This is a genomic window from Cyanothece sp. BG0011, from assembly GCF_003013815.1.
GTDB lineage: Bacteria > Cyanobacteriota > Cyanobacteriia > Cyanobacteriales > Microcystaceae > Crocosphaera.
The window spans coordinates 1-21,217 of the sequence record NZ_PRLH01000067.1 but is presented as its reverse complement, the minus strand read 5'-3'; the positions used below and the strand labels follow the sequence as shown (position 1 = coordinate 21,217).

General features: G+C 37.8%; 18 protein-coding genes and 2 pseudogenes. 7 read left to right on the top strand and 13 right to left on the bottom strand.

The genetic code is table 11. The features are described from left to right. The 3 genes and pseudogenes from C4E06_RS09655 to C4E06_RS09645 all read right to left on the bottom strand — a co-directional run. Nucleotides 1-444, bottom strand: a pseudogene (locus tag C4E06_RS09655) (phosphoglucomutase/phosphomannomutase family protein); the annotation flags it as partial. Nucleotides 445-537: 93 nt separating this feature from the next. Beyond that, nucleotides 538-1,479, bottom strand: a complete 942-nt coding sequence (locus tag C4E06_RS09650; protein WP_198648480.1) for a phosphate/phosphite/phosphonate ABC transporter substrate-binding protein — start codon at nt 1,477-1,479, stop codon at nt 538-540. Continuing rightward, entirely contained in the window at nt 1,451-3,553 is a 2,103-nt protein-coding gene (locus C4E06_RS09645; protein ID WP_107667884.1) for an EAL domain-containing protein, read from the bottom strand. Before C4E06_RS09645 ends, C4E06_RS09650 begins: the two co-directional genes overlap by 29 nt. 179 nt (nt 3,554-3,732) lie before the next feature. Between C4E06_RS09645 and lipA the strand changes: the two genes are divergently transcribed. Further along, nucleotides 3,733-4,602, top strand: a complete 870-nt coding sequence (gene lipA, locus C4E06_RS09640; protein WP_107667883.1) for a lipoyl synthase — start codon at nt 3,733-3,735, stop codon at nt 4,600-4,602. 40 nt (nt 4,603-4,642) lie between these two features. Here the strand turns inward: lipA and C4E06_RS09635 are convergent, their stop codons facing one another. The 5 genes from C4E06_RS09635 to C4E06_RS09615 form a co-directional block, all read right to left on the bottom strand. Then, complete coding sequence (locus C4E06_RS09635; RefSeq protein ID WP_107667882.1) at nt 4,643-4,810, bottom strand: elongation factor G; 168 nt, start codon at nt 4,808-4,810, stop codon at nt 4,643-4,645. 159 nt (nt 4,811-4,969) lie between these two features. Beyond that, nucleotides 4,970-7,063, bottom strand: a complete 2,094-nt coding sequence (fusA, locus tag C4E06_RS09630; RefSeq protein ID WP_107667881.1) for an elongation factor G — start codon at nt 7,061-7,063, stop codon at nt 4,970-4,972. Nucleotides 7,064-7,346: 283 nt separating this feature from the next. After that, nucleotides 7,347-8,279: a DUF1517 domain-containing protein gene (locus tag C4E06_RS09625; protein ID WP_107667880.1), complete on the bottom strand. Its 933-nt coding sequence runs from the start codon at nt 8,277-8,279 to the stop codon at nt 7,347-7,349. Nucleotides 8,280-8,417: 138 nt separating this feature from the next. Further along, entirely contained in the window at nt 8,418-9,323 is a 906-nt protein-coding gene (locus tag C4E06_RS09620; protein WP_107667879.1) for an alpha/beta hydrolase, read from the bottom strand. A gap of 18 nt (nt 9,324-9,341) precedes the next feature. Then, the gene (locus C4E06_RS09615; protein ID WP_107667878.1) at nt 9,342-11,021 is read right to left on the bottom strand and encodes an iron ABC transporter permease; all 1,680 of its coding nucleotides are present in this window, start codon (nt 11,019-11,021) and stop codon (nt 9,342-9,344) included. 213 nt (nt 11,022-11,234) lie between these two features. On the opposite strand from C4E06_RS09615, the gene C4E06_RS09610 reads away from it, so the two are divergent. Next, nucleotides 11,235-11,603, top strand: a complete 369-nt coding sequence (locus C4E06_RS09610) for a DUF1823 family protein (RefSeq protein ID WP_107667877.1) — start codon at nt 11,235-11,237, stop codon at nt 11,601-11,603. Nucleotides 11,604-11,644: 41 nt separating this feature from the next. On the opposite strand, the gene C4E06_RS09605 is transcribed toward C4E06_RS09610, so the two are convergent. The 4 genes from C4E06_RS09605 to C4E06_RS09590 are packed head-to-tail and all read right to left on the bottom strand — an operon-like array spanning nt 11,645 to nt 15,400. Continuing rightward, nucleotides 11,645-12,904 (bottom strand): MgtC/SapB family protein, encoded by a 1,260-nt coding sequence (locus C4E06_RS09605; protein ID WP_107667876.1) that lies wholly within the window; start codon nt 12,902-12,904, stop codon nt 11,645-11,647. Between the two features lie 19 nt (nt 12,905-12,923). Further along, on the bottom strand, nt 12,924-13,685 hold the full coding sequence (locus C4E06_RS09600; protein WP_198648479.1) for a TIGR00297 family protein: 762 nt from the start codon (nt 13,683-13,685) through the stop codon (nt 12,924-12,926). A gap of 27 nt (nt 13,686-13,712) precedes the next feature. Then, entirely contained in the window at nt 13,713-14,966 is a 1,254-nt protein-coding gene (locus C4E06_RS09595; protein WP_107667874.1) for an FGGY-family carbohydrate kinase, read from the bottom strand. 2 nt (nt 14,967-14,968) lie between these two features. Beyond that, on the bottom strand, nt 14,969-15,400 hold the full coding sequence (locus tag C4E06_RS09590; protein WP_107667873.1) for an NUDIX hydrolase: 432 nt from the start codon (nt 15,398-15,400) through the stop codon (nt 14,969-14,971). A 91-nt stretch (nt 15,401-15,491) separates the two neighbouring features. Here C4E06_RS09590 and C4E06_RS09585 point away from each other — a divergent pair, with 91 nt between their 5' ends. The 3 genes from C4E06_RS09585 (at nt 15,492) to C4E06_RS09575 (ending at nt 18,450) form a co-directional block, all read left to right on the top strand. Further along, nucleotides 15,492-17,096 (top strand): peptide ligase PGM1-related protein, encoded by a 1,605-nt coding sequence (locus C4E06_RS09585; protein ID WP_107667872.1) that lies wholly within the window; start codon nt 15,492-15,494, stop codon nt 17,094-17,096. 387 nt (nt 17,097-17,483) lie between these two features. Next, nucleotides 17,484-17,927 carry a hypothetical protein gene (locus C4E06_RS09580; RefSeq protein ID WP_107667885.1) on the top strand — a complete coding sequence of 148 codons (444 nt, stop codon included), beginning with the start codon at nt 17,484-17,486 and terminating at the stop codon, nt 17,925-17,927. A 25-nt stretch (nt 17,928-17,952) separates the two neighbouring features. Next, a complete protein-coding gene (locus tag C4E06_RS09575; protein ID WP_107667871.1) occupies nt 17,953-18,450 on the top strand; it encodes a DUF3997 domain-containing protein in 498 nt (165 codons plus the stop codon). A 307-nt stretch (nt 18,451-18,757) separates the two neighbouring features. On the opposite strand, the gene C4E06_RS09565 is transcribed toward C4E06_RS09575, so the two are convergent. Beyond that, the gene (locus C4E06_RS09565) at nt 18,758-19,423 is read right to left on the bottom strand and encodes an SDR family oxidoreductase (RefSeq protein ID WP_107667869.1); all 666 of its coding nucleotides are present in this window, start codon (nt 19,421-19,423) and stop codon (nt 18,758-18,760) included. 224 nt (nt 19,424-19,647) lie between these two features. On the opposite strand from C4E06_RS09565, the pseudogene C4E06_RS09560 reads away from it, so the two are divergent. Continuing rightward, nucleotides 19,648-20,288 (top strand): annotated as a pseudogene (locus C4E06_RS09560) (diacylglycerol/polyprenol kinase family protein). A gap of 15 nt (nt 20,289-20,303) precedes the next feature. Next, the gene (locus C4E06_RS09555; RefSeq protein WP_107667868.1) at nt 20,304-21,176 is read left to right on the top strand and encodes an aldose epimerase; all 873 of its coding nucleotides are present in this window, start codon (nt 20,304-20,306) and stop codon (nt 21,174-21,176) included. The last annotated feature ends 41 nt before the right edge of the window (nt 21,177-21,217 follow it).

Genomic DNA, 21,217 nt, shown 5'->3' with positions numbered 1-21,217 from the left:
GAAAATTGAGGAGGGTTAGGGATTAATTCCTCGATTTGTTGGGTAATAGCCGGAGCAACGGAACCGCCGAAAGCCCCTTTAACTTTTAAGCCTAAATACTTAGCCGGGTTATGACTGGCGGTTAAAACAATTGCCCCTAGGGCATTTTGGGCTTTGGCTGCCCAACTAAAGGCAGGGGTAGGGGCATAAGACTCCGATAGCATCACATCATAGCCCGCTTCGATGATAGCCTCGGCCGTCACTTGGGCAAACTCTTCGGCCAAAAAAACGGCGATCGTACCCGACGATAACCGTGCGCTCGCTGGCAGAAGCACCATAATTGTCTTCTAAAATCTTAGCAGCTAAAGGAGCCAACATAGCTACTCTTTCAAAGGTAAAATCGGCTGCGATTACCCCGCGCCAGCCATCAGTGCCAAATTTTATCGGATTTTGAGTAAAAGCCATAGGAATGATTATAATTTTTCACCCTATATTATCAGTTAGCAGTGAACAGTGAACAGTGATCGGTTAGAAATAACTGTACAAATGGAGCTTATATTATTTTAAATTAGAGTTAATAAGCGGTCGAATCTCGTGAAAAATATCAGTTTTATTGTCAGGGAATTCGGCAAATTTAGTCGTTTTTTCAAATTGCTCTAAAATTGTTTTCCCTGAGTCAGTTTTATTCATTTGTAAAAGAATGTTTTTCAGTCGGGTTACTTTATTTTGAGATAAAGTAGGAGAAATTACGACCATATGTCGAGGAACGGATTTTGTTTTCCCCATGATAATAAATTGCTGTCGAGTTGCTTGGGGGAGTTGTTGAAAATCAACCGAACCCATGGCCATTGCATCAACCCGGCCACTGACTAACCATTGTAAAGAATTCTTATCGCTACCACTAAAAATATAGGCCGTTTCATTTTTAGAAAAAGATTGAGACTCAGAGGTTTTTTCTTTTAAAATTAATCCTTGTGCTTTTAAGTAATTATAGGGAAGCATATATCCCGACGTAGAAAACTTTTCTTCAAAAGCAATTGTTTTTCCTTGTAGCTCATGAATTTGTTTGACCCCTTGATCACGAAGGCTAATCAGCACACTTTCATAAGAAGAAACCCCGCCTTTCCAGCGACTTAATATCACTTGACTACCGGATGCTTCACTCACGAGAAAAGCAGGATAAGGACTATCAAAGTATAATTCAACTTTTCCAGACTTTAGCCATTTTGCCATGGTTTTCATATCAGGGGCAACTTCAACTTTTCCTATTTTTTTTTCATCTCCATTCAATTGATAAGTTAAATAATCAGCTAAGGGTTGGAAACTCTCAAAAACTTCTGTTGGATCGTCAGAAACTTCCCCTAAAATAACCGAGGTTGATGGCATTGTCAAAGAAATATTTGAAAGAGATGAATTAGGGGATTTTTGCTGGCAACTGATTAATAGGGATACCATTAATAAACCAATAATTTTACCTAAACATTGCGTTAACATCATCATTAACTTTCCAACTTAAAGAAGAAGATTCAAATAAAGAATAAAGGGTTTGCTCGACCAAGTTTTTATTTAAGGGCTTAGAAAAGAGAAATCCTTGAGCATAATCAACGCCCAATGATTCAATTAAATCCAATTGTTTAGAGGTTTCAATACCTTCTGCTAAGGTTTCCATGCCTAAAATATTACCCAGTTTGATAATAGCTTCGATAATCTGAAATTCAGCAAAGTTTGATTCTAGTTTATTAATAAAACTTCTATCTATTTTTAAAATATCAATGGGTAATTGTTGAAGATAGTTAAGGGAAGAATAGCCAGTTCCAAAGTCATCAATGGAGATGGTTACTCCTAATCTTTGCAAGCATTGTAACTTAAAAGCGGCCGATTCAATATTATTCATAATCACGGTTTCAGTGATTTCTAAATTTAATTGACTGGCTTTAATTTGACTTTCTTCTAAAATCCTTTTTATCGTATCCACAAAATCACTTTGATTGAGTTGATAACTGGAGATATTAACACTTATTTTTAATGGTTTTGGAAATGGGAAATGATTTTGCCAAACACTAATTTGCTGACAAGCTTCTTGCAGTACCCATTGTCCTAAAGGAACAATTAATCCTGTTTCTTCAGCAATGGGAATAAAGTTGGCTGGAGACATCCAGCCTTGAGTGGGATGTTGCCATCTTAATAAGGCTTCAAACCCAATTAATTGAAAATTTCCACAGGAAATGATCGGTTGATAATAGAGATGAAATTCTCGTTTTTCTAATGCTTTTCTTAAACTGGTTTCCACTTCTAATCGTTCTAATGCTTGGCTGTGCATTATGGGTTGAAAAATAGCATATTGCGCTTTTCCTTGTTGTTTAGCATGATACATTGTCAGATCAGAATCTCGTAATAAATCATCAGCATTTTCATAATTTTCTTGACTAATAACAATGCCAATACTCATGGTAATTACTAATTGCTGATTTTCTAAAATTAAGGGTTCATTCATTTGTTTTAAAATACGATCAGCAATTTGTTTAACTTGTTCGATGTCACTTAAATTTTTAATTAAAATAACAAATTCATCCCCTCCTAAACGGGCTGCAATATCCTGTTTTCTAATACACCAATTAAGGCGTTGAGCAATATTAATTAAAACTTGATCACCCACATCATGACCTAAACTATCGTTGATTAGTTTAAAGCGATCGCAGTCTAAAAAGAGAACAGCAAAACAGTAATCGTTATTAGCTTTTTTCTGCTCTATTTCTGCTTCAATTTCCCGAAGAATATAAACACGATTAGCTAACCCCGTTAAATTATCATGAAAAAGATCATATTGTAATTTAGCATTATTATCTTGATATTTTTTGAGGGTTTCTTCTAACCATTCACTCATTTGATTGAATTCTTGAGCCAGCCAAGAAAATTCATCTTTATTCTTTAAATCAATTCGGTAACTGAGATTCCCTTCTGTAATACGACGAGTTGCTTTAATTAAATCATGAAGAGGAACCGTTAAAGAATGACTAATAAAAAGAGCAACAAGAATCCCCCCAGAACCAGCTACAATCGCAATTAATAAACCTTGAGAGCGTACAGCCGAAATTTTTTCTTTTAAAGGCTGTTTAGACAGTCGAATGGCGATCGCACCTACAGTTTCTTGTCCAAAAATAATCGGTTTAGCTGCCACTAAATAATCATCATGTTTTTGATAAATAATGCTTTGATGATCAACAATTTTTTGACCAAAGCCATCCGGTTTAGTATTTAAAGGTAAATAGTCCTCTGTTGACTTGATTAATAGTCTCCCCTCTGCATCAAAAACAGAAACCGTTTCAATAACAGCTTGATGTTTGTTAAATTGTTGTACTAATTTAGTAATGGTATTTATATCCAAAGCATACAGAGAATTACGGAGTAGGACATCAATGGAATCTAAAAACAATTCTCCTTGTTCTTCAATATGATCTTGATGATAGCTTTGTTCTTTTTGAATCGATAAACAAGTTAAACCACCGGTTATTCCTACGATAATAATGGTTATTGATAAGGTTAATTTTGTTCTTAAAGAAAAGAGATTGAACATTGCCAATGATTAACATTTAATAATATGAAGTTAATGTTTACTTAAATATATATAATGAAGCTAGTAATATAATAAGCTGATCCTTGCTCGTCCTATGTGAGAGCAGTCACATCCAGCCAAAAGAAATGATTAATGATAAGATCACTTTAGGCTAATATTAACGCAGAAATTAAGCAGAGATGACAGTAAAACCAGAATGGTTACGGGTAAAAGCTCCTCAATGGCAAAGAGTCGGAAGTGTTAAAGAAATATTACGAGATTTAAACTTAAATACGGTATGTGAAGAAGCTTCTTGTCCTAACATTGGGGAATGCTTCAACGCAGGGACGGCCACTTTTTTGATTATGGGGCCCGCTTGTACTCGCGCTTGTCCTTATTGTGACATTGATTTTGAGAAGAAACCTTTACCATTGGACCCCCAGGAACCCTTAAACTTAGCTGAAGCGGTGCGTCGTTTGCGTCTTAACCATGTGGTCATTACTTCGGTTAACCGTGATGATTTAGCGGACGGTGGGGCTTCTCAATTTGTACGGTGTATTGAGGCCATTCGTCAAGTCTCTCCCCATACGACCATTGAGGTGTTAATCCCTGATTTATGTGGCAACTGGGAAGCGTTAGGGATGATTTTAGAGGCTAAACCAGAAGTGCTCAACCATAATACGGAAACAGTTCCCCGTTTGTATCGTCGGGTTCGTCCACAAGGCGATTATCAGCGATCGCTTTTATTATTGCAACAAGCCAAAACTTTAGCCCCTAAATTGTACACCAAGTCTGGCATTATGGTGGGGTTAGGAGAAACGGATGCAGAAGTGCGCCAAGTGATGGAAGATTTAAGGGCCGTTGATTGTGATATTTTGACCCTAGGACAGTATTTACAACCTTCTGCCAAACATTTAGGGGTTAAAGAATTTGTCACCCCCCAAACCTTTGCAGCTTGGCAACAATTTGGGGAATCTATCGGCTTTTTACAAGTGGTGTCTTCTCCCTTAACCCGTAGTTCCTATCATGCTGAACAAGTTCGAGAATTAATGCGTCAATACCCTCGGTAATTATGATTGTCTAAAAATCAAATAATCGAAAAAATTTGAATTAAAAGTATTGATGAATATAATCATCTAAATAACTTAATGAAGGAGTTTGTTGTAATAAGTCTTTTTCTTTATCCATCTTTTCGTTAACAGAATTATCATGAGTCATTTGTCTTTGTTTGGCAATAGAGATATTAGGCTGTAACCATTTAGGTAGGGTAAGATGCACGATGATATCCTCTTAACTTAATAAGCTTAAGTTATAGCTTAGGGGTAAACCGGTGACTCATGCGCCCCCCTGATGACTCATCCAAATGGGTGAAATAAAAAAATCCTGACCGAAATGGTATCGATCAGGAAGAAAATAATAAATGTCAACGAGAAGAGTTTAAGCGAGAGCTGCTTGACGTTCTTGAGCCTCTTTAATCACCTCTTCTGCTACATTACTAGGACAAGGGGCATAGTGAGAAAATTCCATGGAGAATTGACCCCGCCCTGATGTCATAGTCCGTAGATCACCAATATAACCAAACATCTCGCTTAAGGGAACATCTGCTTTAATACGCGCCCCCATGGGAGTAGTGTTTTGAGACTTAATCATGCCACGACGGCGGTTAATATCACCGATAACGTCTCCCATGTAGTCATCTGGGGTAAAGATATCCACATTCATGATCGGTTCTAATAACTGAGGACCAGCTTTGGGAACCGATTGACGATAAGCTGCTTTGGCTGCGATTTCAAAGGCAATGGCCGAAGAGTCAACCGGGTGATAAGCCCCATCCATTAAGGTGACTTTGAGGTCAACACAAGGATAACCGGCTAAAACCCCTCTATCGATACTCTGTTCAAAGCCTTTTTGAACGGCAGGCCAGAATTCTCTGGGAACATTACCCCCAGTTACTTTAGACTCAAACTGGAAGCCACTACCGGTTTCTCCGGGTTCAATCATATAGTCAATCTTACCAAATTGACCGGAACCCCCAGACTGTTTCTTATGGGTGTAACTGTCGTTAATGGTTTTGGTGATGGACTCCCGATAAGCCACTTGGGGTTTACCCACTTCGACTTCTACCCCGTGGGTTCGCTTGAGAATATCCACCTTAATATCTAGGTGTAATTCTCCCATACCTTTAATAATGGTTTCACCGCTTTCTTGGTCTGTTTCCATGTAGAAAGAGGGGTCTTCTTGCACCATTTTACTTAAGGCCATGGACATCTTTTCGTTGTCCCCTTTCTTCTTAGGTGACACAGAAACAGAAATCACCGGATCAGGGAAGACCATGGGTTCTAGGGTAGCGGGAGACTTGGGATCACAGAGGGTGTGTCCAGTTTGTACCGTTTTCATGCCCACAATGGCCACAATGTCACCGGCTTGGGCGGTTTCGATTTCTTCGCGGGAGTTAGCGTGCATTTCCACTAAACGACTGACCCGTTCGGTTTTTCCTGTGGCATTATTGAGAATGGTATCTCCTTTGGAGATGGTTCCCGAATAGAGACGAGTGAAGGTTAAAGCCCCAAAGCGATCGTCCATGATCTTAAAAGCAAGGGCGCGTAAGGGTTTTTCGGGGTCAACATAAGCAAAAGCCCCTTCAATTTTATTGCCTTCTTCATCCATTTCAGGCTGAGGGGGAACCTCTGTAGGATTAGGAAGATAGTCAATAACAGCATCGAGAACTAATTGTACCCCTTTGTTTTTGAAAGAAGAACCACAATAGGTGGGGAAAAAGGCGAGTTCACGGGTTCCTTTACGGATACAAGCTTTAATTTCATCGATGGTGATTTCTTCCCCTTCGAGATATTTCTCCATGATGGCATCGTCTTGTTCGATGGCCAATTCAACCATGGCTTCACGATACTCTTCCACTTGTTCCTTCATGTCTTCGGGAACGTCTTCGATGGTGTAGTTCATGGGATCGCCTGAGTCATCCCAGATCCAGGCTTTTCTCGTTAGTAGATCAACCACACCCTTAAAGTCACTTTCAATACCGATGGGAAGCACCATCACTAAGGGGGTTGCTGCTAAAATATCTTCAACTTGTTTGACAACGCTGAAAAAGTCCGCGCCGGTTCTATCCAATTTATTAACGTAGATGATCCGTGCCACCTTAGAATCGTTAGCATAACGCCAGTTGGTTTCAGACTGAGGTTCTACCCCCCCTGAACCGCAAAATACCCCAATCCCACCGTCAAGAACTTTTAGGGAACGATATACCTCAATGGTGAAGTCAACGTGACCGGGAGTATCAATGATGTTGAGTTGATGGTCTTTCCAGAAGCAACTGGTAGCAGCTGATTGGATGGTAATACCCCGTTCTTGTTCTTGTTCCATGAAGTCGGTGGTGGCTGCCCCTTCGTGAACTTCACCGATTTTGTGGATTTTCCCTGTTAGTTTGAGAATTCTTTCGGTTGTGGTGGTTTTTCCAGCATCTACGTGAGCAAAGATGCCGATGTTTCTATAGAGGGTAAGGTCTTTCTTCATATTTACTTCTAGCGTTAGGTTTGACAAATGGTTAGCATCTACTGAAAGGGTATACCTACAGAGAACTCGGCGTTGCCTTTGATAGCTTAATTGAGCTATGCTAAACCACTCTCGATGATAAGTTTTGAGGTTTTTGCTATCTCAATTTTAGACAAGTCTATTTTCGCCTTTTTCATTACCAATTGTAATCAATTGTAAATTATTTTGGCCGAGTTTCATGATAGGTAAGGGAGAAGAGGATTAATTTTATTTAATCCTTGATCCCTCCATCGATCCTCCCGATTTAAACTAATCTTAAATTGGGATAGTTAACTAAAACGTCATCTCGACTGAGGGTATCTCCTTGGGCTTGAGGAGTCCATAATATTTCCACAGCTAAAAGGCGATCGCTGCCAATGGACGCAATTTTTTGCAGGGCCTGTTGAAGATTATCAACTTCGTTGATCTCCGGTAGGTCTAATTTTCCTTCCACCCCCACAATAATTGAGGCCACAATATATTCCCCTGTTTCTGTGAATTTAGATAATTCTCCTTTGCCTTCTAATAATTGGCTGGGTTCACTCCCTCGTAGTTGGTTATTAACGTTAGAGAGGGTTTCTGAACTGAATTTACTTCTTTCGGCCAAGGCCAGTTGATTAAATTTGGCTTCGGCTGCATCGATGCCGGTGGTGTTGGCTTCGGTTAACCCAGACACCCAATATTCAGGGTGACGCAAGAGGGCTAAACTGGCTTCTTGGAGTACCGTGGCCCGTCCAGATGGGGTGTTGGTGTCGGCGGTTTGGGCGAGTTCGTCGAGTTCTTTTTGTAGGTAACGGCCACTGGCTAATAATCCTACCTGCACTTTAGCAACGGATACTTTAGTGTTAGTGTAGCTGTTGCCCATTTGATCACCGCCGAAGTTGCTAACGCTTCTAATTAAGAAGTTAGCTAGGGCAATCACAATCAGGACGGTAAATAGGCTACCAAAGCCCCCAAAGCCAAAGAAGGGGAGCAGAAAGGGAAAGCCAAAGCCTCCGCCACCATAACCGTAGCCACCGCCTCCGTAGCCACCGCCTCTAGGGGAACTATAGGTACGGCTAGGGCCTCTAAAGGAACCTCCGCCAATTCGACCCCCTGTCCGGGCGGCTAAGGCACTGCCCACGTCTCCAAAAACGAGGGTGATGACTAAAACGAGGATTAGTAAGGGTTTCAAAAAAGGTTTAATTTTTTTTAACATACAACGATAATTAAGTGATCCGAATAATCTCTTATTTCTAGTTTATCGAGATTTTCTTGCTGAGGTCTCTATTTATCGTTTTATTTTTACTTTCTTTATCACGTAAAATTTTTTATGTCAAGTGTAATAAACCAATCATCACTGATGGAGATAGCTGCCTAAAAAATGATCAATTTTCTTGTCAATAGCAGCCTTTTCCTTGTGGCTAAACCCCCCATGGCCCCCATTTTTAATCGTCATCAGTGCATTGGGAACTTGTACTTTTTCTAAAGCTTGATGTAATCGAACCCCATGACTATAAGGAACGATAGTATCAGCATCGCCGTGAATAGTAAGAATGGGGGGTAAATCTTCTCTTACGTAGTTAATAGGAGAAACCTGTTGAGCAATTTCTAAGCGATCGCTTTGATTCCCTAACCATTGTACTGCATAGTCTTGTCGATTTTTCCCTTCAAGTACATCAACAACATCGGTTATACCGTACCAGTTGATAATGGCGGCTACCTTAATTTTTTGCTTGTCTGGACAGTGATGATAGAGATCACTACTGTCTGGTAATATCCCTGTGATAAGAGCTAAATGTCCCCCAGCAGATTCTCCAGAAAGAACTATTTTATTAATATCAAAACCGTATTCATTGCCATTATTCATCACCCATTTAACTGAACATAAACTATCTTTTACCGCTGCCGGGGCAAGGGAAACATTAGCGAGTCTATATTGAACCGTAACCACGCCCCACCCTTTCTTTATATAGGGTAAAACATTGGAAAGGGTAGCATCTTTTGTGCCACTCATCCAACCCCCGCCATGAAAATAAATCAAGGTCGGAACCGGTTCATTATTGTTTTTTGGGGCATAAATATCTAGCTTTAAAGAGATATTATTAACTTCTAAATAGGTAATATTTAAGTGTTTCTCGTAGTTTTTTGGGGCTGTGGCGACTCGTCTAACTCTATCAGTCAGTTTAACTAAAATGGGGGGAAGCATTATCACTAAGAGAACAACTAAAATTAATAACAATTGGGGTTTTAATTTGGACATAGAAACAGCAACGATACATTAACTACGTCGGGATTGGGCAATTTGCCAACTGAGAAAAATAACAGGCATCATTCCCACTACAACAATGGCTAAAGCAGGGGCGGCTGCGTCGGCTAATCGTTCATCGGAGGCATATTGATAAACTCTAATGGCTAAGGTATCAAAGTTAAAAGGACGAATCACTAAAGTTGCCGGTAATTCTTTCATGACATCGACAAAAACTAACATAATTGCTGTTAGCATTCCTCCTGTCATTAAGGGCGTATGTATTTTTATTAAAATCTTACTGGGGGTTGATCCTAAACTTCTAGCAGCATCATCTAAACTGGGTTTAATTTTTCCTAAACTAGACTCAACTGCACCAAAAGCAACGGGTAAAAATCGCACTAAATAAGCATAAATTAAAGCTAAAATTGTGCCACTAATTAATAAACCTATTTTCACATTAAAAACCTGTTCCATTGTATCGGCGATCGTATTATCTAATCGTCCCACGGGTATTAAAATTCCCACAGCAATAACTGACCCTGGAATAGCATAACCTAATGCAGCAATTCTCACACTAGCATTCATAAACAAGTTATCTTGTAGTCGTTTTCCATAGGCGATAATTAAGGATAATATTAACGCAACAATCGCTGTCACCACCGACACCATTAAACTGTTATTTGCCAAGTTAAAAAAGTTATTTTCTAACGCAGTTTCTGCATTGGCTATCACTAAATCAATTAGGTAAAGGGAAGGGGCTAAAAATCCCCCAAAGAAGGGAATAAAACAAATTAACCAGGCTAATATTGCTCGCCAAGACGTTAGTTGATACCGAGGAACATGGCTTTGAGGATTACTATTTTGATAATAACGTGCCTGACGACGTGACCATAATTCTAAAAGAATTAATGTAAAAATAAATAACATTAAAAAGGCGGCTAACTGCGCGGCGGCTTGTCTTTCCCCTAAACCAAACCATGTGTCATAAATACCAGTTGTAAAAGTATTGACTCCAAAATATTTAACCGTTCCAAAATCATTTAAAGTTTCCATTAACGCCAAGGCTAAACCGGCAATAATTCCCGGACGGGCTAAGGGAAGGGCTACTTTAAAAAAGCTTTGCCAGGGACTACAACCTAAAGATCGACTCGCTTCTAAGGTACAAATAGACTGTTCTAAAAAAGCCGTTCTTGCTAATAAGTAAACATAGGGATAAAGCACTAAAATCAACATGACAATAGCACCCCATAATGAACGAATATCGGGAAACCAATAATCGTTATAATTTTGCCATCCAAACCAAGCACGAAGGGTACTTTGTATCGGACCATAATAGTCCAACATATTCGTATAAGTATAAGCTAATAAATAAGCCGGTGCTGATAGAGGAAGTAACAATAACCATTCAAACCAACTACATCCCCAAAAGCGACAAATTGTAACTAACCATGCGGTTGCAATGCCAATAATTGATACCCCTATTCCTACCCCAAACATGAGGAGTAAAGAGTTGACAATATAAGTGGTTAATACCGTTTCTGCTAAATGTTTCCAGACGGTTCCAGCATCGATAAAAATACTACTAACCACAAATAAAATGGGTATAGCAATTAAAACCGCTATACTCACAACAATAGCTGTCCAACCTTGTGAGGGCAGATAATTAATTAAATTACGGGAGTTAGAAATAATCGGGTTAGATTCGTTCATAAATAGATTAATTAAGTATCAATAATATTTTAATTTATATTAATTCTGTGAGAAGGATGACAAATATTATAATACCTTAACTTTTATTCTCTAGGATAGCAATCTTGAAATTATCATGATAGGGATGATGTCATCACATCTTTAAATTCATTGATTGACAAGACTCATTCTAGGCTAAAATCAAAATAGTCCTCATTGATTGAAAAAATAATTATGAAAGACTTACCCCCTCTCAACACTGACACTATTAATGCCATTCTCAATGAAGAAATAGACGATGAAACAGTGATGCAAATGGTTTGGTATTATTTAGGATACCGTTACGACGAAAATAGTCAAACTTGGAATAATTCAGAAGTAGAAGCATCTTGGAAAGAAGACTATCCCGAACCCCCAAACTTTATTGAAAATCGTCCCCCTACAGTCAAATTAACCCGTTCTATTCCGAAAGAAAATAAACAATTACTAAAAGAAAAATTGGGATTTAAAGGGTATAAAATCGGCACTTTTGATCCGAGGGATACTCGTCGTGCAACCATGGCCAATTGGTTGTTGAGTTATTTGGTAATGCACTCATCTTAAGATTGTTTCTGAGCTATTAATACGGGAAAAATACTTTATTTTTAAACAAAAAATAAGGGAATGAGTCCTAAAATTGCTAGGAACAATAATAACCCTAAACTCTGTCTTCCTGTTCTGCTATCGCTAAATATTAAAGAATAGATTCCTTTAATTAAATTATTACTTGAAGCTGCGATTAAAATAGCCCCTGAAGCAACGGATAAAGAGCTTAATTGTCCAGTAGATTGAGTAATACCTAAAATAAAAGGATCAATATCTGTTACCCCCATAACGCCAGCTAATAAATAAAGTCCACTTTTTCCTAAATATAAGGCTGTATAATGAGTCAAAACAATCATAATTATAAATAAAAAAGCAAAGAAAAAAGCAGCTTTTAATTCCAAAGGATTAGAAGAAATATTAGTTTTTTTATCCATAGAATCAGTTATATTTTTATCTTTTCGGGATGACCAAAAACTCCCCAAAATAATAGCAGTCAAAGCTAATAAACCAAACCATAAGGTTAATTGTTTTCCTAGTTGCGGATTAAATAAATTAATCAGCAGAGCTAACCTCAAATACATAATACCAGAAGCGATTAAAATTCCCCCTGAATAGGGATAAGAATAAGCGTTACTGGTAGATTGTTTAGCGAGTGCCACAGTGGTAACCGTAGAAGAATAAGCACCCCCTAATATAGCAATTAACATCAGTCCACCACGGTTTTTAAAAACTTTTTGCAAGATAAAACTAGCATAAGAAATTCCGCTAACTGCAACTACAATTAACCAAGTTTTGAAAGGATTAATCTCAAAGTTTCCAAAGTTTTTGTTAGGAAGAATAGGAAGAATAACGGCGGTAAGAAATAAAAATTTTGTAAAAGTTAAAATATCTTCGGGGGAAAATTGATGAGCTAAACTTTCTAAGACAGATTTTAATTCTAGTAATAGTAAACTAATAATGACTAAAGTCGAAGCTATCCACAATTGATCATGATAGACAAGTGCGCCTACAATATAAGTGGTTAATCCTACCATTTCTGTGGTTAAACCGGCTGTTTTATAGGTTTGAATCTTATGCCAATAAGATAATAACATTAAGCTTCCAATGACCAGAAATCCTCCTGTTAAAGGCAACATTTGAGGATTAGAAAGGGAAGCCATAGTATAACCAATTAACCCAATTAAAGGATAAGTCCGAATTCCTCCAAAAGCATATTTTCCAGAAATAGACTTCCATTCTTCTCTTTCTAAACCAATTAGAAAAGATAAAGAGAAAACTAACAATAATTTTAAAACGTCAGGAGGAATAAAATTAAACATTTTACATAATAATCAATCTTTATATAGCCATAAAATTAAGAAAAAACCAAGCCAAGATAATAGCAACAACAGCCCCAATCAATGTATTAATAATATTGACGATTTCATTGGTCATCCATTCTAAATTTTCTTGTAAGGTTGCTCCGATTAAACTCTCTAAATTAGTGGCAATGAAAGCAGCAACAATACAATATAAAATGCCCGTTAAACTAATTAATCCGACTAAATAACCCACCAAAGCAATCACCCCGGAGGCAACCATTCCAGCTAGGGTTCCTTCTAAACTAACAGCCCCTTCCGTTCCGGGAGAAACGGGTTTTAACGTAGTAATTAAAAAGGTACGTTTTCCATAAGCTTTACCGACTTCTGAGGCAGTAGTATCTGATAATTTGGTGCTGAAACTCGCCACATAACCTAATAGTAATAATTGAGTCCAATGAGCGTCAACAAATAGGGTTCCTAGGGCGCATATAGTAGCAATTAAGGCCGAACCCCAAACATTCTCTGGACCCCGCATTCCTGAGCGTTTTTCGGCAATTCCTGCTGCTTCTTTTTGCTCCATACCAATTTTAGTAACTCCTGAACCAACTAAGAAGTAAAACATCACAACTGCATAGCCTTGCCACCCCAAAGTTCCCCAAATAATTACCCCTAAAAGCCAAGCATTAAGATAACCATTAACAGTTAATAATTTTTTCGGTACTATAAAAGCAAAAGTTATTAAAATACTGTTAATAATTAGTCCAAAAATCCACGAATTGCTTAAGTATAGTTCCATCATAATTGTTAAATTTCTCCTACTTATTTTTTACCTATTTTGACTTTGTTTCGCTAACAAAGCTGTGCCATAAGCCGCCTCAGTTTGAGATGAAATTTTCACAGGCACTTGTAAATAATACTGTCTTATTTTAGCCCAATTTTTGTTTTTTGCCCCACCTCCTGCCGTGTAAACTTTTGTCACAGGTGCTGCTCCTAATGTTTGTAATTTTTCATAGCCTAATGCTTCAATTTTAGCCATATTTTCTAGTAAACCTTGTAAAAAGTCTACTTTATTATTAGGTTTTGGCTCTAGTTTGGGTGCTAATCTAGAATCATTAATAGGAAACCTTTCTCCCGGTTTTAAGAGGGGATAATAGTCTAAATTGGTTCGTCGATTAATATTTAGTTTTTGACTTAATTCGTCTAATTCCTCATCACTGAAAAAATGTTTTAACACTGCGCCCCCTGTATTAGATGCGCCTCCTGTTAACCATAAATTACCTAAACGATGGCTATAAATTCCCGATGAAATATCTTCAACACGACTGTTACTTAATAGTTTTAAAACTAAGGTTGAACCTAAAGAAGTTACTGCTTCTCCTGGATGTTTGACCCCACTGGCTAAAAAAGCCGCAATACTGTCCGTTGTTCCCGTACAAACTTGACAATTTTTTCGGAAATCAAACCGTTTAACGATATCATTACTAACGGTTTCTATAGGCGTTCCTGGAGGTAAAACTTTGGGTAATATTGAGTTAATGGGTAATGACTTTAACCAGTCAGGATAACATAAATTCTCTACATCGTAACCTAATTTTAAAGCATTATGATAATCACTAATACCTAGTTTTCCATGCAATAAAAACCCTAACCAATCTGCTTGATGTAAAAAATAAGAATCTGATTGTATCTTTTTAGTTTGATGCCACCCTAAAAGTTTGACTAAACTAGATGTGGAACTGTTGACAAGATGATGCTTAGGAATAATCCTTTTGAAATCATCTAAAACTGTTATATCTCGTGAATCATTGTATAAAATAGGTGGCTCAATTGGTTGACCTTTACTATTACATAATAAAACCGTTGAAGACGTGCCATTAATAGAGATTGCTTTAATTTCATTTCTAACATCTATTGGTAGTTTTTCTAGAAGAAGATAAAGCGTATTTTTCCAGCATTCAGCTAAATCATTAATGTTTTGATCAGAAAAGGAAGAATTAACCTGAGTAACAATTTCTTCTCTATTATTAATAACAATACCTCTTGCCCCTGACGTTCCAAAATCAATCCCTAAAAATAACATAATTAACTTAAACGAGGACGTAACTTATAGTAGCGATAGTTTCGATAATCTTCTATAATTTTATCATGGTCAAAGCAGAGATTTTTGGGTAATTCCCAAAGATCAAAAATACGCAGATTTTTCGCATCATCTGCTGCTTGAGGTTGTCCCGTTGCAGTAGCAATAAAAACAATACTCATGGTATGTTTACGTTCATCGCGATTAGGATTAGAATAAACATGGAATTGTTCAATTAAATTAACCGATAAATTAACTTCTTCTTTAGCTTCTCGGTAAGCTGCATTTTCAACTGTTTCCCCATAGTCGACAAATCCTCCTGGTAACGCCCATCCATAAGGGGCATTTTTACGTTCTATTAAAATAATAGGACGGTGGGGTTGATCAATCAGTTCGATGATAATATCAACCGTAGGAATTGGGTTACGAAATGTCATAATTTTGACTCATTAAACTATAATTACTATACAATAAAAATGAATTAAGCAAGACAACGACAGTAATAACTATATTTCCAAGACTACCATAATGGACAGTATTAAAACCTTTGATGATCTTCAAGTTGAAAACTTTAATAAACTTCAAGATAAACTACGAGAATATTGGCAAGGAAAAGACTTATTTGAGCAAGATGGTTATGATATTTTAGTGGTTCCTTCTTTTAGTATTGATCAGCGAGTGGGTCAAAAAGTAGCAGGATTTCTTCATTATGAAGAACGGCTTTTATTTTCCTTAATTCGGTTACGAAATCCGAAAACCCGATTAATCTATGTTACAGGACAACCCTTATCACCCATCATTATTGAATATTACTTACAATTATTACCAGGGATTCCTTTTTCCCATGCTCGCGATCGCTTACTTTTACTAACAACCTATGATAACTCATTTAAGCCCTTAACTCAAAAAATTTTAGAACGTCCTCGCCTAGTGGAAAGAATTCGCCGTGCTTTGCGTCCTAATAAATCTTATATGGTGTGTTTTAATGCCACCCATTTAGAGCAAGAATTGTCCTTAAAACTCACTATTCCCCTATTTGCAGCGTCACCGCAACTCATTTATTGGGGGTCAAAAAGTGGCAGTCGAGAGATTTTTTCAGAATGTTCAATTCCTCATCCTGATGGAAGTGAGTTAGTCAATAATGTTGATGATTTAGTCTTAGAAATCAATAATCTCTGGCGTAGAAATCCTCACTTAAAACGCATTGTTGTTAAACTTAATCAAGGATTTTCAGGGGAAGGAAATGCAGTTTTAGCGTTAAATAAAATCAAAAAAAATCTAGAAAATTTATCTAATGAAACTGAAATAAAACTAGCAATTTTAAAAAGTTTAGAGCAATTAAGTTTCCAAGCAAAAGACGAAACTTGGGGCAATTTTTCGAGTCGAATTCCCGAATTAGGAGCCATTGTTGAAGCCTTTATAGAAGGACAAGAAAAACGTTCTCCTAGTGTTCAAGGCTATATTACCCCTAATGGAGAAGTCAGTATTGTCTCCACTCACGATCAAATTTTAGGGGGACCTGACGGACAAATTTATTTAGGATGTCGTTTTCCGGCCGACGAAGATTATCGTCATATCCTACAAGAATTAGGCTTAAAAATTGGTCATGCATTGGCAAAAAAAGGAGCAATGGAACGGTACGGTGTAGACTTTTTAGCCGTTCGTAACCCCTCGGAAAACGTCGAAAAATGGGATATTCAAGCCATTGAAATTAACTTAAGAAAAGGCGGAACCACCCACCCTTTTATGACCTTAAAATTATTAACCAATGGGAGTTATGATCAAAGGACAGGGTTATTTTATACGCAACACAACCATGCTAAATATTATATTGCTTCAGACAACTTACAAAAAGAACAATATTGTGGTTTACTTCCCGATGATTTAATGGATATTGTTGCGAAACATCGGTTACATTTTGACACGAGCAATAAGACAGGAACGGTTTTTCATTTAATGGGGGCTTTATCGGAATTTGGAAAATTAGGATTAACCTGTATTGGTAATTCCTTAGAAGAAGCCGAGGAAATCTATCAAGAAGTTGAGAGAGTTTTAGATTGGGAGTCTGAGATGATTATTGACGAGAATAATGAAACAATTACCCCCAATTTACCTATTGTTTGGAGTTTATAAGTTAAAATAGGATCAAGAGCAATAGCCTGATTATAATTGTTCTTGATTTGAAGTTTCTAAATTTTTCATCAATTCTAGATTTCTTAGGTTAAGTTTTGGTTAAAATTATTTTTTGTTCTTTTTTCTCACTGTTTGCTTCAACATTACCTTATCTTGAATACAAGTTGACAACCTCAATACTTGACTCAGAAACTATTTCCATCTTAGAAAACATCTTGTTTGAGACTCTCTTGAATTGTTGCAATTTTTCCTAAGGATGTGACAGTTGAACGGGTATCCCCTTCAGAGTAAGAACAAGGGTGTGATCGCTTAAATTGATATTATGCCTAATAAACAGGCTGATAGCCTATCATGCTAACTGTTCCTAAGTTTGATGAATACCCTGTTATGAAATCACGCTCACTATACCGAACTGCACCAGCCATGGGAGTCGCCATGACAGTTTCAGGACTCGCTGCTGCTGTGAGCTACTTCCTTGTCTGCTATGCCAGAGGGTTATTAGAAAACTCTCTTTCTTTTGGATGGGTTCTAATTGGGACAATGACCTCGCTCCTTCCTGGGGCAATTATTGCTATGCCACTCGGCTTTCTGGTGGCGATCCTTTGGGTTCGTGGCCGTTCGGCTCGAAATGCAGTGTGGTTAGGATTAGGTTACGGTTTAGTCCTGATTGTGCCTGCTGGATTGTCTGGGCCATGGACTTCAGTAGGGAGTCAAGCACCTCTGGGACGGGTATTAGGTGGTTATACAGCAAGTTTTTTAGTACAACTCGGTGCTTATCCCTTAGCCGCTTGGGCGACTTATAAAGTAGCCCCTTGGTTTAACAGAGGTTGAATGTTGAGATAACGAGGCATAAACCATGAGACGATTGGTGATTATTATGTTCTGTGTTGCCTTCGCTACCATTAGCAACAGTATTTTTGATTTGTTTGCCCAAGAAAAACAGAGTTTTGATGATTTGTTTGATGCTTTGACTCCAGGGGCGCAAGATTTCAGTACCAAGTTGCCCAATGGATACGAATTGGTACGAGTCAATTCCGTTGATATACAAATTTTGTTACTAGATGAAACGTCAATACAAACTCAACAACCTTCAATTCCCGCCAAGGTTGTTGAGATATCCGTTGTCAATGACTTTGTCGCAGCAAAGCGTCAAGGTTTAAAACGGCGGCGTCCCAATAATCCTGATGATACCTATATGGAAGAAGATCCTGAAGTTTTTGATTATTGGATTTTGGATACAAAAACGCCAGTAGCGCACGGTCCTTTCAACGAACAACAGTTTAAGGAAAAAGCAGACGAGTTAAGCATTGGCGATGAGATTAATTGGGTCGATATTTATGAATTTGCTCCATAAGACAATGGTGAATAAAACCTAGTTAAGTTTCACTGATGAAAGAATTAAAATTAATAGGGATACTGATTCTTATCCTAGTTATTGCTGGATTTCCTCTTCTTTTGTTTCTGATAGTGGATGAATACTGTCCTATAATGGCTCCTCATCCTTCATGTTCCCCCATCAAGCAAACATTGGTTGAATATCTTTTTTTTTATTCTGTGTTTTATATTGCAATTGGCTCTTTATGGGTTTTGGTTTTGATTATACTTCTGATACTTACTTTGATTATGTTTCTCCTCAAAAAGCGATAATAATATAAAAACGATTACCACGGTAAAACTTCACCATTAGAATGCCAAAACGTACCAGTATTTTCTAGATTTAATTGGTCAATACGGGCAATTAGTCCTTTTACCGATTGTTCTGGCGTAATCCCATTCGGGTTAAAATTAGTCATTCTCGTTTGAACTAAACCGGGATGCAAAATAGCCACAGCGATATTTTTGGGTTTCAAGTCAATGGATAAAGACTTACCTGCCATCGATAAAGCCACCTTTGACATTCGATAACCATAGGAACCCCCAGAGGTATTATCTTCAATCGAACCCATGCGACTGGTCATAATAATAATTTTTGACCCTGTTTTTAAATTAGGAAGCAAAGCACGAGTGAGTCTTAAAGGAGCAAGGGCATTAACTTCAAATTGCTGACGAATACTCTCTATATCTAACTTATCTAGCCTAACTCTTTTTAAAATACCAGCATTATTAATCAACACATCAAGTTTTTGCCCATGCAATTTTTGCACTAATCTGTCTACATCTCTATCCGAAGTCAGATCAATATCAGTTTCTGTAGATACCTCTAACGCTTTTAGTTCCTCAGAGGCTTCTCGACACACCGCAATGACATCATCTCCTCGTTTTTTAAGTTGACGGCAATATTCTAAACCAATTCCTCGATTAGCTCCTGTAATTAAATAAGTCCCCATTTGCTTGTTAATGCTAAGTTTGACTATTTCCTACACTTTTCAAAACATGGCAGTAGTCTAGCATAGTCCGAAGGGATGAACTTCTTAGACTTGTGTGAAAATTTCAGAAAATTGATATAACTTGATATGAGTACATTCGCTGGTGAAATTTACTTGTCTTGCTATCTGAGTCACGTCCATTAATTAACGCCTTCCTCTCTATAGGATATCCTCTAAGCCTGGTTATGCTCTATCTGGGGGTAATTATTGCCTTCGCTGAGGGATTAAATCGTTTCGCAGGGACAGACGCGGAATTTACCCCGAAAAATCGTCCATATTGGTTCAGGAAACGTGGTTTTAATTGCCTGGTGGTTAGAATTACCCTCCTGGGTCTTAATAGATGCTTCCGTAGTTGCCAGTATTATCGCCCTCATTGCCTATTTTTTGCCCATTCTACCTAGTATTAATAGTGTCGGACGCAAAAGCTTAGGAACCTTTTTTTTATGCCCTGAGTGTCGGGATTTTAACCCAGTGGTTTTGGACAACAGGCCATCCTCAATACTTAGCCATCGGGATTTTAGTAATGGCTTGGGGAGATGGAATGGCCGCTATTATTGGGCAAAAGTTTGGACAGCATTCCTATCAATTATTAGGGGTTAAGAAAAGTTGGGAAGGCTCATTGACGATGATGGGAGTTAGTTTTTTTATAACCAGTGTTATTCTTTTATGGGTAAATGAACCTATCATAAAAGTAGCCATTGTTTCTTTAATCGTTTCTCTGGCTGCTATGGGGTTAGAAGCCTTTTCTAAGTTAGGAATTGACAATTTAACAGTTCCTCTGGGGAGTGCGGTTCTCGCCTTTTACTTGATTCACGGATTATTGTAGTTATCAAGAACAACTATGAGCTTTTCAATTTCTGCGACACAAAATCAATATATTACTTATATTCTTTCTGATGAAAGTGCTTTATCTCGTCTCGAAGTTGTTCCTGAAAGAGGCGGAATGATTGCCCGTTGGTCCATTGAAGGTCAAGACGTATTTTATTTAGATGAAGAACGATTTGCTAACCCTGAACTAACCGTTAGGGGAGGGGTTCCCATTCTGTTTCCCATTTGCGGAGATTTACCGGATAATGTGTATGTTTATGATAATAAAGCCTATCATTTAAAACAACACGGGTTAGCCAGAAATTTCCCTTGGGAAGTGATTGAGCAATCGACGGATTCTTCTTGTAAGCTGACCTTGAGTTTGAAAAGTAATGAAGAAACCCTGAAAATGTATCCCTTTGACTTTGAGTTAAGGTTAATGTACGAACTCCAGGGGAAAAACCTAAAAATTTATCAAGAATATATCAATAAATCTGATAAAGTTATGCCCTTTTCTTTTGGTTTACATCCCTACTTTTTGGTGAAAGATAAGGAGCAAATGGTTTTAGATATTCCCGCTTCTAGTTATCAAGTGAAAGATACTAAAGAGATTATTCCTTTTGATGGAAGCTTTGATTTTAGGGAAGAAGAAATTGATGTAGCCCTCAAATCCTTAAAACGTCCCTCTGCTAGTATTCAAGACCGCGCTAGAGGGCTAAAAGTTAACCTCAAATGGTCTGATGAGTATTCTACCATGGTTTTCTGGACCCTCAAGGGCAAAGAATATGTCTGTTTTGAACCTTGGAGTGCGCCTCGCAACGCCATCAGCACCGGAGAAAGCCTCACCGAACTTGAACCCGGCGCAACCTGTGAAGCGATGGTTGAGATAGATGTGACTTCCGTTTAAATTTACCCCTTGCATTTGCAAAAAAGCTATGCTATATTAGT